This window comes from Streptomyces sp. NBRC 110028 (genome assembly GCF_001417735.1).
Lineage (GTDB): Bacteria > Actinomycetota > Actinomycetes > Streptomycetales > Streptomycetaceae > Streptomyces.
The window spans coordinates 1-12,065 of sequence record NZ_BBUZ01000062.1; the positions used below are offsets into that span (position 1 = coordinate 1).

At 71.5% G+C, this 12,065-nt stretch carries 12 protein-coding genes and 1 pseudogene; 10 read left to right on the forward strand and 3 right to left on the reverse strand.

Annotated features, from left to right (window positions below; translation table 11 throughout):
• On the forward strand, positions 1–242 hold a 242-nt coding region (locus tag ASC60_RS37020; RefSeq protein ID WP_159043397.1), incomplete at its 5' end, for a hypothetical protein.
• A gap of 230 nt (positions 243–472) precedes the next feature.
• Here ASC60_RS37020 and ASC60_RS37025 read toward each other — a convergent pair.
• Positions 473–1,033, reverse strand: a complete 561-nt coding sequence (locus ASC60_RS37025; RefSeq protein WP_055558122.1) for an NUDIX domain-containing protein — start codon at positions 1,031–1,033, stop codon at positions 473–475.
• A gap of 397 nt (positions 1,034–1,430) precedes the next feature.
• Between ASC60_RS37025 and ASC60_RS37030 the strand changes: the two genes are divergently transcribed.
• From ASC60_RS37030 to ASC60_RS43850, 4 genes are all read left to right on the forward strand, one after another.
• On the forward strand, positions 1,431–2,462 hold the full coding sequence (locus ASC60_RS37030) for an NAD-dependent epimerase/dehydratase family protein (RefSeq protein ID WP_055558123.1): 1,032 nt from the start codon (positions 1,431–1,433) through the stop codon (positions 2,460–2,462).
• 90 nt (positions 2,463–2,552) lie between these two features.
• A complete protein-coding gene (locus ASC60_RS37035) occupies positions 2,553–3,797 on the forward strand; it encodes a D-arabinono-1,4-lactone oxidase (RefSeq protein ID WP_055558124.1) in 1,245 nt (414 codons plus the stop codon).
• Positions 3,798–3,818: 21 nt separating this feature from the next.
• Positions 3,819–4,703, forward strand: a complete 885-nt coding sequence (locus ASC60_RS37040) for a sugar phosphate isomerase/epimerase (protein ID WP_055558125.1) — start codon at positions 3,819–3,821, stop codon at positions 4,701–4,703.
• Between the two features lie 177 nt (positions 4,704–4,880).
• Entirely contained in the window at positions 4,881–5,012 is a 132-nt protein-coding gene (locus ASC60_RS43850; protein ID WP_267892862.1) for a hypothetical protein, read from the forward strand.
• Here ASC60_RS43850 and ASC60_RS43575 read toward each other — a convergent pair.
• Positions 4,950–5,634 (reverse strand): annotated as a pseudogene (locus ASC60_RS43575) (hyaluronate lyase); the annotation flags it as partial. The gene ASC60_RS43850 and the pseudogene ASC60_RS43575 overlap by 63 nt on opposite strands.
• A gap of 112 nt (positions 5,635–5,746) precedes the next feature.
• Here ASC60_RS43575 and ASC60_RS37045 point away from each other — a divergent pair.
• The 5 genes from ASC60_RS37045 to ASC60_RS37065 all read left to right on the forward strand — a co-directional run bounded on the left by ASC60_RS37045 (position 5,747) and on the right by ASC60_RS37065 (position 10,766).
• Entirely contained in the window at positions 5,747–6,838 is a 1,092-nt protein-coding gene (locus tag ASC60_RS37045; protein WP_055558126.1) for a sialidase family protein, read from the forward strand.
• A 67-nt stretch (positions 6,839–6,905) separates the two neighbouring features.
• Complete coding sequence (locus tag ASC60_RS37050; RefSeq protein WP_055558127.1) at positions 6,906–7,583, forward strand: uracil-DNA glycosylase; 678 nt, start codon at positions 6,906–6,908, stop codon at positions 7,581–7,583.
• A 39-nt stretch (positions 7,584–7,622) separates the two neighbouring features.
• The gene (locus tag ASC60_RS37055) at positions 7,623–8,474 is read left to right on the forward strand and encodes a phospholipid scramblase-related protein (RefSeq protein ID WP_055558128.1); all 852 of its coding nucleotides are present in this window, start codon (positions 7,623–7,625) and stop codon (positions 8,472–8,474) included.
• Between the two features lie 22 nt (positions 8,475–8,496).
• Entirely contained in the window at positions 8,497–9,576 is a 1,080-nt protein-coding gene (locus ASC60_RS37060; RefSeq protein ID WP_055558145.1) for an N-acetylglucosamine kinase, read from the forward strand.
• 188 nt (positions 9,577–9,764) lie between these two features.
• Positions 9,765–10,766 carry a hypothetical protein gene (locus tag ASC60_RS37065; protein ID WP_079038886.1) on the forward strand — a complete coding sequence of 334 codons (1,002 nt, stop codon included), beginning with the start codon at positions 9,765–9,767 and terminating at the stop codon, positions 10,764–10,766.
• 148 nt (positions 10,767–10,914) lie between these two features.
• Here the strand turns inward: ASC60_RS37065 and ASC60_RS37070 are convergent, their stop codons facing one another.
• Positions 10,915–11,958, reverse strand: coding sequence for a lactonase family protein (locus tag ASC60_RS37070; RefSeq protein WP_055558130.1), 1,044 nt, complete (start codon positions 11,956–11,958; stop codon positions 10,915–10,917).
• Positions 11,959–12,065 lie beyond the last annotated feature (107 nt).

Here is a 12,065-nt window from a genome sequence, read left to right on the forward strand (position 1 = left end):
CGAAGCGGATCCGCGAGGGGAGGTGGGGGGACCTCGAAGGGCTGGAGAGTTACCTCACCGAACTCAGCTTGATGGTCCCCGGCGACGTCCTGTTCGAGTTCGCCACATCCCGCTACCGGGGGGACGGCTTCGTCTGGGACGGCATCACCTCCGGCATCGCGGTCTACCATCGCAGCCACTTCGAGATCAGGGGACTTCCGCAGACCGAACAGCCCGGCCGACAGCCCGCGCACATCCCCTGAACGGTGATCAGCCCCGTTGCCCGGCGCGGGCAAGGCGGTGAAGTACCGCGCGCGAAGACCGCGACGCCGGGGCGGCGGTGGCCCGTGGACGCGGATGGCCGGCCGCGGCTTCGGCGTAAGGACCCGTGAGGACCTCGGACACCGGTAAGCGCCCGGAGACCGGTGGGCAGGTGACCGGCAGGCTCCACCTGCGGCCCAGGAGGCCGCAGGTCGGGGCCGCGCCACCTTCGTCAGCTGCGGCCGGCTTCCTGCAGTCGCTGGATCGCGAGTGCGAAGAGCTGGTCGAGATAGGTGTTTCCCGTGGGATCCCGCAACGGCCACCAGACATAGTCCTCGTGCGTGGCATCGATCCGTGGCCGGGCACCGTGTTCGGCGAAGGCGAGGAACGTGACGTTCACGGTGTGCGTGGTGGTGTCCCCGTGTGCGGACGCTTCGAAGACTGTGGAGAAGGTTCCCAACAACCCGTGCAGCTCCAGGCGCAACCCGGATTCCTGCTCGGCGGTGCGCAGTGCCGCCTGGGCGAGCTGCTCGGCTTTGCGCATACGGCCCCCCTGCAACCACAAGGCCCCCGCCTGGGGTTCCTGGCGACGGCGGGTGAGCAGGGCCGCACCGTCACGGACGATGAGCGTGTCGACGCAGACCACCGGCAGCCGCTCCAGGGCCGCGCGGTACAACTGCTCGGGAACCCATGCTTCGTCCTCGGGGACATCGCCGTCCCGCCAGTCCAGGACAGGGAACGTACCGGTGTCCTCCGACGGCACCGGGCCGAGCGATTTGGCCGGGTTGACCATTCTCATTCCACCTCTCACATAAATGAACCGCCGCGTCCGAAATTACCTTGCGCGCCCCACCCGCTTCCGGCGGCACTGTGCAGGCGGGGAGCGACGACCGACGTGAAGACCCTTGCCTCAGCAAGGCTTCTCGACGGAGATTTCCGGACCCAACGCTCTTTCAGCACAACATTTGTTTCAATCACCGGAAGGGGGTTGGCGACCCGACGTCGGAGATCTTATGCTCGCCCTACGCAGCCGACAAGGGAGGGACCGGCGGGGGCACTTGACGCTTTACCGGAAATTACCGGTAACGCGGCATTCAAGCGTCACTACGTTATCGACGCCCGGCGCACCGGCCAGTACTCCGATGTGGCCCAGGGACGCAACAGCTCAGCATCAGGAATGGAAGTCACTCATGACTCAACCGGAATTCTGGCGTGGTAAGCGGGTACTGGTCACCGGCGGCTGCTCCTTCATCGGATCGCATCTGGTGGAGCGTCTGGTCGATGCCGGCGCGAGGGTGCGTGTGGCGGACGACCTCAGCTCAGGGCGGCTGGAGAACCTCAGTAAGGTTCCCGCCTCCGACTGGGAGTTCGTCCAGGGCGACCTGTGCGACGCGCGACTGGCCGCCGAAGTGGTGCGCGGCATCGACATCGTCTTCCACCTTGCCGCGATTCACGGTGGCCGGGGATTCATCGAACTGCATCAGGCAGCGTGCTCGCGCAACTTCGTACTGGACGGCGTGATTTCCCAAGCGGCCGTCGAAGCGGGCGTGCAGAACTTCGTCTTCGCTTCCTCCGGCTGTGTCTACCCGGTCGATCTGCAGGCCGATGTCGACAAGGAAGTCCGGCTCACAGAAGCACAGGTCGGGCCGCCCTTCCACGCGGACGGAATCTACGGGTGGGCCAAGCTCATGACGGAGCAGCGGCTCGCCGCGCTGCACGAGGAGGCCGGATTCCCCTCTGTGTCGTGCAGGCTGTTCACGGTCTACGGCGAGCGCTGCCCGGAAAGCCACGCCCTGACGGCCATGGTGGGCCGGGCGTTCCTGCGGCAGCAGCCCTTCGAGGTCTGGGGCGACGGAACCCAGATCCGCAACTGGACGTATGTCACCGACATCGTGCGGGGCCTCCTTCTGGCCGCCGAGCACGTGCGCGACGGCAGCGCGATCAACCTCGGCACCGAGGAACCCATCCAGGTCCGGGAAGCTGCCCAGTTGATCCTGGAATTCACCGGCCAGGGCGGCACGGAGATCAAGCCGCTGCCGGACAAACCCACCGGCCCCTACAACCGGGTGGCGTCCGCGGCCATAGCCCACGAGCGGCTCGGCTGGGCGCCGGAGGTCCCTTTCCGCACCGGTCTGAAGCGACTCACCGAGTGGTATTTCGAGTCCCGTCAGGCGGAGTCGATGTCGGCGGACGAGTTCGCCGACAGGCTGACCACGAGGTAACCGACTCCCGAGTAAGGGCAATTGACGACGAATTCGAGGGCCATGACCGGGAAACGCCCGCATGCGGCGTGGTCGAATTGGAGTGGGGCGGTGCGCGGCACCGCGGACCGCGTCCTCACCCCGCAGACCGTGGAACAGATACATGAAATCGTGCTTGACGAGACCGCACGCGCCCGAGGGGTGAGTGTCGTGGGATCAGGCCATTCCTACACGAGCCTCGTCACGCCGGCCGGGCGGACCCTGGTGGACTTGAGCGGCTATCGCGGTGTCGCCGAGGTGGACCCCGTGAACATGACGGCCACAGTGCGGGCCGGCACCTCGATACGCGAGATGAACCGGCAACTCGCGGCTGAGGGACTCGCGTTGCCGAACCAGAGCGCGATCGACGAACAGACCGTCGCGGGCGCCGTGGCCACCGCCACCCACGGAAGCAGCGCCCGGCAGGGCACGCTTTGCGAGCACGTGGTGTCCGCCCGGGTGATGACCGCGGACGGCCAGGTCCGCACGATCACGCGCGACGACCCGGAAATCGACGGGGTCCGTGTGCACCTGGGTTGTCTCGGCGTGGTCTTGGATCTCACCTTCGCACTCGTACCGGGCCACACACTGCGCAAAGTGGTCCGTCGAAGGCCGCTTGAAGAGGTTCTGGCACGCCTTGAGGAGTTCAGGGAAGCCCACTTCGGCGGCTTCTGGTGGTATCCGCACACCTCGCAGACGATAGTCTGGAGCGCGACGCCGACCGATGAACCACCGACGTCGTCACGCGGGCCGCGCAGTGCGCTGATCGCGGCGCTCTGCAACAACTCGTGCCCGCCGCGGGTGGCGGGCGTGGCGCATCACATCGCCGCGCGGGCCGCCGAGCGGGCCGGAACGCAGGACATGCGCTGCGACGAGGCTCTCTTGCACCATCTCCCGCCGCCGGTGCAAGGGACCGAGTACAGCGTCCCGTTCAACCGGGCGGCCGACGCGATCCGTGAACTGGTCAAGACAGTACGCGAAGGCGGCTTGCGCATCTCCGCTCCCGTGGATGTGCGCTTCACCGCGGCCGACAGCGCGTGGCTCAGTCCGAGCAGGCAGAGCAGCACCTGCCACATCGGGGTGACGTATCCGGTATCGCGTCGGCGGCCCGAGGCGTGGACCCGGCCGCTTCGGACCGTGGACTCGCTGCTGTGGGAGTTCGAGGGACGTCCGCATTGGGCGAAGGTCCACTTCCGGACGGGTGACCAGCTCGCCTCTCGCTATCCGCACTGGGACCGGTTCCAGGAACTGCGAAGGGCCTGGGACCCCGACGGCGTCTTCCTCGGCAGCTATCTCAGGAATATTTTCGAGCGCTGAAGTTCCGACAGACAGAGGATCATGGCGATCAAATTCGGCTATCACACCTGGTCGTACTCCAGCTTCGGCAGCTGGGTCCCGGCCTACACCCTGGACGAAACCATCAAGCGCCTGTCCCGGATGGGCTTCGACGGCATTGAACTGGGTGCCGCCGCGCCCCACGCCTACCCTCCGTACCTGAGCCGGGCCAGGCGGCGTGAGGTGCGCAGCCTGCTGGACGATCACGGTATCGAGGTGTCGGGTATCGGCCCGGCGCCCACCGGCGGGCCCGGGTTCAACCCCAGCTCTCCACTCGTCGAAGAGCGCCGGGCGACGGTGGAGCACTACCGGGCGATCAGCGAGCTGTGCGCCGAGTGGGGTGCCGGATCGCTGGTCTACCTGCCCGGCTGGGTCATCTTCGGCACCCGGCGGCGCCAGGCGTGGGCGTGGTCGCGTGAATGTCTCGCGGAGATCGCCGATGACGCGGCGCAGTACGGCCTGACGGTGGTGATCGAGCCGCTCGCGGAGAACTCGAACCTGTGTGAAAGCGGCGAGGACGCCATGGAGCTGATGGAGGACATCGAGCGTCCCAACGTCAAGGTCATGTTCGATTGCAGCCACGTGCGCTACCGGCGCGAGTCGCTCACCGACTACGTCCACCTGATGGGCGCGGACCTGCGGCAGATTCACATCGCCGACTCGACGTCCACCCAGGTCCGGCTGCCTGCGGGGCAGGGGGACGAAGACTGGGAGGGTCTCATCGACGTCCTGCTCGACACCGGATTCGACGGCTACCTGACAGCCGAGACCGGATTCCACCGCCGCGGGATCAACCCCGACCAGGACGCCCGCACGGGTCTCGAATTCCTCAAGCCCCTCGTCGCACGGAAGTGCGCGGAGCGCACCGGAGCCTCTCCCCGGCAGTAGACGACGGGCCGGATGGCCGGATGAGAGCGATCGGCATCCGTGGCCGGTCACGACGCCACCCCGACTGTGGCCGCTCACCGGCAGGAACCGGCCCGCGACCTCACACGCGACCCGCGACCCCCACCCGTCACCGCTCAAGGACACAACCGGAAAGGCTCGCCACGATGCGGCTGCGCCGTGGGTGTCGCGGGCCGCGCCGGAGCTGTTGCCGTCCGCGCGACCTGCGGTCTCCTGGGCGGCCTCACGCCGGTCGAGGGTGTCGAGCGCGCGGCGGGCGACCGGGTGGACGCGGACGACCTCGGCGAGTGAAGTGGCGCCGCGCGTGAAGCGGGCGAAGACGTTCCAGGCGGGGCGGAATCCGGTGAGGGCCGCGTGGAAGAGCCCCGGGCGGCGGGAGAAGATCCGCAGCATCCGGCGCCCGACGCCCATCTCGACCCCGAGGCCCGCCTTGATGGCGAAGGCGTAGTTGAGGGCCTGCCTGCGGGCGTCCACCGCGTCGTGCGACTCGGCGACACGCACGCCCCACTCTCCCGCGAGGTGCCCCGAGCGGAGTGCGAAGGAGATGCCCTCGCGGGTCCACGGCTCCAGCAGGCCCGCCGCGTCGCCGCACACCAGCACCCGGCCCCGGGAGAGGGGGGAGTCGTCGGTACGGCAGCGGGTCAGGTGCCCGGAGGAGATGCTGGACTCGAAGCCGGCGAGGCCCTGGCGGGCGATGAAGTCGTCCAGGTAGCGCTTGGTGGCCGCGCCCTCACCGCGCGCGGAGATGACACCGACGGTGAGGGTGTCGCCCTGGGGAAGACCCAGCCGTAACTGCCCGGCAGGGGCCCCAGTCCACCAGCACCCGGCCGGCCCAGTCCTCGGCCACGCTCGGCGGGACCGGGATCTCCGCCTCCAGGCCGAGATCGACCTGGTCCATCTTCACTCCGACGTGCTCCCACGGACCGTTGTCGGCGGCAGGGTGCAGACTCTGGTGATGTCGGACACATCCTTCATCACCCTCTTCACCCTCCCCCTCCCGCTACGTCCCTAGGAGTGAGTCCGCCATGGACGATGTTCTGCTCGCCGTCGGCACCCGCAAGGGTCTCTTCCTCGGCCGCCGCCGCACCGGCCCGGACTGGGACTTCACCGGTCCGCACTTCCCCATGCAGGCGGTGTACTCCGTCGGCGTCGACACCCGCCGCTCCGGCGCGCCGCGGCTGCTGGCCGGTGCGGACAGCTCCCACTGGGGCCCGTCGGTCTTCCGCTCCGACGACCTGGGGAAGAGCTGGCACGAGCCCGCCCGGCCCGCGGTGCGGTTCCCGGAGGGGACCGACACCTCGCTGGAGCGGGTGTGGCAGCTGCACCCGGCCGGGCCCGCCGCGCCCGGGGTGGTCTACGCGGGCACCCAGCCGGGCGCGCTGTTCCGCTCCGAGGACTGCGGGGAGACGTTCGTCTTCGTGCGCGGCCTGTGGGACCATCCGCAGCGGCCCGAGTGGGGCGCGGGGTTCGGCGGCCAGGCGGTGCACACGGTGGTCACCGATCCGCGGGACGCCGACGCGGTCACGGTGGCCGTCTCGTCGGGCGGGGTGTACCGGTCGGCGGACGGCGGGGCGAGCTGGGCGCCGTCGAACAGCGGGCTCAAGGCGGAGTTCATGCCCGATCCGTATCCCGAGTTCGGGCAGTGCGTGCACAAGATCGCGCCGGACGCCGTCGATCCGGACCGGCTGTATCTGCAGAACCACGGCGGGGTGTACCGCAGCGACGACCGCGGGGCGCACTGGTCGGAGATCGGCAAGGGGCTGCCCGCCGATTTCGGGTTCGCGATCGCCGCCCATCCGCGGCGCGGCGGAGTCGCCTATCTCTTCCCGGTGTCCGACGGCTCGGACCGCTATCCGCCGGACTACCGCTGCCGGGTCTTCCGCACCCAGGACGCGGGCGCGTCCTGGGAGGAGCGGTCCGCCGGGCTGCCGGGCGAGCCGCACTACGGGGTGGTGCTGCGGGACGCGCTCCGTACGGACGACGCGGACCCGGCCGGGGTGTACTTCGGCAATCGCAACGGCGAGGTGTACGCGAGCGCGGACGAGGGCGAGAGCTGGCGGCAGATCGCCCGGTATCTTCCCGATGTGCTCTGTGTGCGAGCGGCGGTGATCGGATGAGACCGATGAGACCGTGACCGGGTGGGCCGGCACACGGCCACGCGCTGAGCCACTAGAGTGACGCGGTGTGGCTGCACGACCGTTGAAAGACATTGTGGAACCGGGCTGGGCCAAGGCACTTGAGCCCGTGGAAGAGCGCATCGCGGCGATGGGTGACTTCCTGCGGGCCGAGATCGCGGCGGGCCGCACCTATCTGCCCGCCGGAGCGAATGTGCTGCGCGCCTTCCAACAGCCCTTCGACGAGGTGAAGGTCCTCATCGTGGGCCAGGACCCGTATCCGACGCCCGGTCACGCGGTGGGGCTGAGCTTCTCCGTGGCGCCCGAGGTGCGGCCGCTGCCCGGCAGCCTGGAGAACATCTACCGCGAGCTGCACACCGACCTCGGCCTGCCGCGCCCGTCCAACGGCGATCTGACGCCCTGGACCCGGCAGGGCGTACTGCTGCTCAACAAGGCGCTCACCACGGCGCCGCGCCGCCCTGCGGCGCACCGCGGCAAGGGCTGGGAGGAGGTCACCGAGCAGGCCATCCGCGCGCTCGCCGCGCGCGGCCGTCCGATGGTGTCCATCCTGTGGGGCCGCGACGCGCGCAACGTACGGCCGCTGCTGGGGCCGCTTCCCTCGGTCGAGTCCGCGCACCCCTCCCCCATGTCGGCCGACCGGGGCTTCTTCGGTTCGCGCCCGTTCAGCCGGGCCAATGAGCTGCTGGTGCGGCAGGGGGCGCAACCCGTCGACTGGCGCCTTCCCTGAGCACTTCTTTCCAGGTGGGCGAGGGGTAGTCTGCCCGCCATGACGACACATCCGAACACCCCTGCGGGCTGGTACGCCGACCCGCAGGGCATCCCCAACCAGCTGCGCTGGTGGGACGGCGCCCAGTGGACCGAGCACACCCACCCCGGCCAGCAGCCGGGCCAGTTCGCGCCGCAGCAGGCCGGGCAGCCGGGGTACGCGGGGCAGGCCGCCCAGCCGCACCCCAATCCGGCCAAGGTCCAGCACCAGGTGCAGCAGCAGGCGCACGTCGCCCCGGCCGCGGGTGGCGGCGGCACGCTGTTCACCGAGCCGGTGCTGGTGGTGAACCAGAAGGCCAAGCTGATCGAGCTGACCAACGAGTACAGCGTCTTCGACCAGCACGGCCGCACCATCGGATCGGTGGTCCAGGTCGGTCAGAGCACGCTCAAGAAGGTCGCGCGGTTCGTCTCCAGCCTCGACCAGTTCATGACGCACAAGCTGGAGATCCGGGACGCGGCCGGGCAGCCGCATCTGGTGCTCACCCGCCCGGCCAAGTTCATCAAGTCCAAGGTGCTGGTGGAGCGCCCGGACGGGCAGCCGGTCGGCGAGATCGTCCAGCAGAACGCCATCGGCAAGATCAACTTCGGGATACAGGTCAACGGCCAGCAGATCGGCGCCATCAAGGCGGAGAACTGGCGCGCCTGGAACTTCGCCATCGTCGACCACACCGACACCGAGATCGCCCGGATCACCAAGACCTGGGAAGGTCTGGCGAAGACCATGTTCACCACCGCGGACAACTATGTCCTGCAGATCCACCGCCAGCTTCCCGATCCCCTGCTGAGCCTCGTGGTGGCCACCGCGCTGACCGTGGACACCGCGCTCAAGCAGGACGCGCGCGGGTTCGGCTGAGCCGGTGGGCGACGCGACGCATGTGCTCGGGATCGACTCGGGCGGATCGGGCGTACGGGTGGCCGTGGCGCGCGCCGAAGCCCTGCTCAGCGGCTCCGCGGAGACGCCGCTGACCTGGGCCTCAGCCACCCCCGCCGGCGTCGGCGACCGGGGTATCGACGCGGCCGGGCTGCTGGGGCGGGTGCTGCCCGCCGCCCAGGAGCTGCTGCGCCGGGCCGGGGCGCGGCGACCGGCCGCCGTCTGCGTGGGCGCCGCGGGAATGGCCTCGCTCGGCGACGATCTGCGGGCGACGCTGCCGGGCGCGCTCGCGGAGGAGTTCGGGGTGCGCCGCCTCGCGCTCGCTGCGGACGCGGTGACCGGCTATGCCGGGGCGCTCGGCCAGCGGCCCGGCGCGGTGGTCGCCGCGGGCACGGGCCTGATCGCGCTGGGCGCGGTGCCGCTGCCCTTGGCGGAGAGCGCGGCGAGCGACCGTACGACCGGAGGCGCGACCACGGACCCCTCGACCGGCGGCCGCGTGCCCGGGTGGCGGCGGGCCGACGGGTGGGGGCATCTGCTGGGCGACTGCGGCGGCGGGGCGTGGATCGGGCGGGCCGGTCTGGAGGCCGCGATGCGCGCGTACGACGGGCGCGAGGGCGGCTCGGGGCCGCTGCTGGCCCGGCTGGAAGCGGTCTTCGGCCCGGCCGGTGAGCTGCCGGGGAAACTGTACCCGCGGCCCGACCGGCCCGCCGTCCTGGCCTCCTTCGCACCGGAGGTCGGCCGGTGCGCCGCCGGGGGCGATCCGGTCGCCGAGGCGGTCCTGCGGGACGCCGCCCGCCACATCGCCCAGGCCGCCGCGGCGGTCTGTCCCCGGCCTGAGCCCGGTGACATCGCCACCAGTGACATCACGACCGGTGACATCGCGCTGACCGGCGGCCTCTTCCGCATGGGCGCGCCCCTGCTGGCGCCCCTGCGCGCCGAGTTGGCCACGCGGCTGCCGGGGGTACCGGTCACCGAGGCGGCCGGGGACCCGCTGGACGGCGCCCTGTACGTCGCGGCGGCGCTCGCCGCCGGGGAGCTGCGGCTGCCACCGGACGCGGGACTGCTGAGCGTCATCACCGCGTGACGCACGACGGCAACGGCCATGAGCCGGGACGGCGGTTCCGCATTACGGACATCCTATCCGGTGTCCGAGCAGCTCCGTTCGCCCCCCGCACAGCATCGAACAGCGAGGCTCGGCAAAAGGGGACAGAAAACGCCCAGTCGCACCCCTCCCGAACAGCCAACCCTATAGAGCGACTAACATGCGGCGCCATGAGCTCCCCCACAGGGCCCGCGTCCGGCCTGCCAGTACGAATGCCGCGTCCCCGCCAGCCCGGACGGCACCGCCGCCCGGAGCCCGCGGCCGCACCCGTGGGCGCACCGCCGCTGGTGCTGGCCGTTCCGGGGACCCCGGAAGCCGCCACCCGGGGCCTGGCCGAGGAGATCGTGAGCATCGCCCGCTCCGAGCTTCCCGGCCTCGACGCCCAGGTCGGCTATGTGGACGTGGAAGGTGAGAACGCGGAGTTCCCGCAGCTGGAGGCCGTGCTCGCGCGCGCCGCCCAGGACCGCACCGAGCGGCTGCGCCAGGCACGGGAGGCCGCCAAGGCCACCGCCGCGGCCACCGCGGAGGCGATCGCCGCGGCCGAGGCCGCGGGCGAGGAGATCCCGGAGATGCCTCCGCCGCCCTCCGTCCCGGCCGACGGCCCGTCGGCCGTGGTGGTCCCGCTGCTCGCGGGCCCGGACAACGCGCTGCTGCGCCGGATACGCCAGGCCGTCATGAGCAGCGGCTCCGCCGCCGAACTCACCGATGTCCTCGGCCCGCACCCGCTGCTCGCGGAGGGCCTGCACGTCCGGCTGTCGGAAGCGGGCCTCGCCCGCGCCGACCGGGCCCGGCTCTTCACGGTGGCGACCGCCGCGGACGGCATCATCCTGGCCACCGTGGGCGGCGGCGAGGCGGCCGACGCCGGTGGGATCACCGGCATGCTGCTCTCCGCGCGCCTCGCCGTGCCGGTGATGGCCGCCGCGCTGGACGAGGACGGGGCCGTGGTGCGCGTCGCCGAGCAGCTGCGCTCCGCCGGTTCGGCCCGGCTCGCGCTCGCGCCGTACCTCATCGGCCCGGAGGTGTCCGCCGAGCTGACCAAGGCGGCCGCCGAGGAGGCGGGCTGCGCCGCGGCCGAGGCGCTGGGCGCCTACCCGGCCGTGGGCAAGCTGGTGCTGTCGAAGTACGCGGCCGCGCTGGGCATCACGCTCCCGGCGTCCGCCGGGCTGCGCTGAATCGTCTCGGCAGCCGAGGGGCCTGCGAGGCGCGGGGCATCACGCCCCGTGCCCGGCCCGCCCCATGACGCCCCGTACGAGCCCCCGCGATCCGTACGAGCGCCCCTCGCCCCGTACCGGCCCCCGCGGCCCGCGGGGTCCGCGCGGTTCAGCCGAAGATCACGCAGGACGCGGCCGGTGCCTCGATGGAACCGCCGCGGCTCGGCACCCCGGTGGTGGGGTCGAGGCCGAACCAGGTGACGTCGCCCGAGCGCTCGTTCGCGACGTAGAGACGGCCGCCCGAGGGGTCGAGGGTCAGGTCGCGCGGCCAGTGGCCGCCGCAGGGCGTGGTGGTGACCAGCTCCATGCGGTCGCCCGGGGTGTCGAGGGCGAGCGTCGCGACGCTGTCGTGGCCGCGGACGGCGACCCAGACGAAGCGGCCGTCCGGCGAGACCGCCGCCTCGGAGGGGAAGGTGGCGGTTTCCGTGCCGGGCGGGACGACGCGGGTCTCGGTGAACGGTTCGAGCGTGCCGGACGCCGCGTCCCAACGGCACACCGTGACCGTCGGAGCCAGCTCGTTGACGACGTACGCGCGGTCGCCGCGCGGATGGAACGCCAGATGGCGCGGCCCGCTCCCGGCCCGCACCCGCACCTTCCGGTGCGCCCGCGGCCCGGCGGGCTCGTACACCCAGACGGCGTCGGCGCCGAGGTCGACGCTCAGCAGCCAGCCGCCGGACGGGTCCGGCAGCACCTGGTGGGCGTGCGGCCCGCTCTGCCGCTCGTGGTCGGGGCCGCTGCCCTCGTGGCGCAGCACCGCCGTCGGCTCGCCGAGCCCGCCGTCCTCGCCGACCGGCAGCGCGCTGACGCTGCCGGAGCCGTAGCCGGCGGTGAGCAGATGCCCGGCGGCGAGCGCGAGATGGGTGGGTGCCGCGCCGTGGACGGGAACGGGGTCGCCGAGGAGGGTGAGCGGGCGGGCCCGGTCGCCGCCGGTCCGGAAGGCTGCGGCCGCGCCGTCGTCGGTCTCGCTCACCGTGTAGAGGACGTCCCCGCCGGGCGAGAGCGCGAGATACGAGGGGTTGGCGACCTCGTCCGTGGCGTAGCTCGGCGTCAGCGCCCCCGTGGCGCGGTCGACGTCCGCGACGGTGATCCCGGCTCCGCCCGCCTCGGTGAACGACCCGATGTACGCCCTGTACGCCCGTTGCTCCGTGCTCACCGTGCTGCCTCTCCAGCGGTTCCGCTTGCGGCCGACGCTAACAGCACGGCCCGGACCAGGACTCTGGGATGGACGATTCCGTGCTTGACGCGCCGTCAGCGGACTCC

What these genes read in the sequence shown, in the direction of transcription:
- ASC60_RS37025 (WP_055558122.1), bottom strand. Translation starts at nt 1,033, where the DNA reads ATGGTCAACCCGGCCAAATCGCTCGGCCCGGTGCCGTCGGAGGACACC.
- ASC60_RS37030 (WP_055558123.1), top strand. Translation starts at nt 1,431, where the DNA reads ATGACTCAACCGGAATTCTGGCGTGGTAAGCGGGTACTGGTCACCGGC.
- ASC60_RS37040 (WP_055558125.1), top strand. Translation starts at nt 3,819, where the DNA reads ATGGCGATCAAATTCGGCTATCACACCTGGTCGTACTCCAGCTTCGGC.
- ASC60_RS37045 (WP_055558126.1), top strand. Translation starts at nt 5,747, where the DNA reads ATGGACGATGTTCTGCTCGCCGTCGGCACCCGCAAGGGTCTCTTCCTC.
- ASC60_RS37055 (WP_055558128.1), top strand. Translation starts at nt 7,623, where the DNA reads ATGACGACACATCCGAACACCCCTGCGGGCTGGTACGCCGACCCGCAG.
- ASC60_RS37065 (WP_079038886.1), top strand. Translation starts at nt 9,765, where the DNA reads ATGAGCTCCCCCACAGGGCCCGCGTCCGGCCTGCCAGTACGAATGCCG.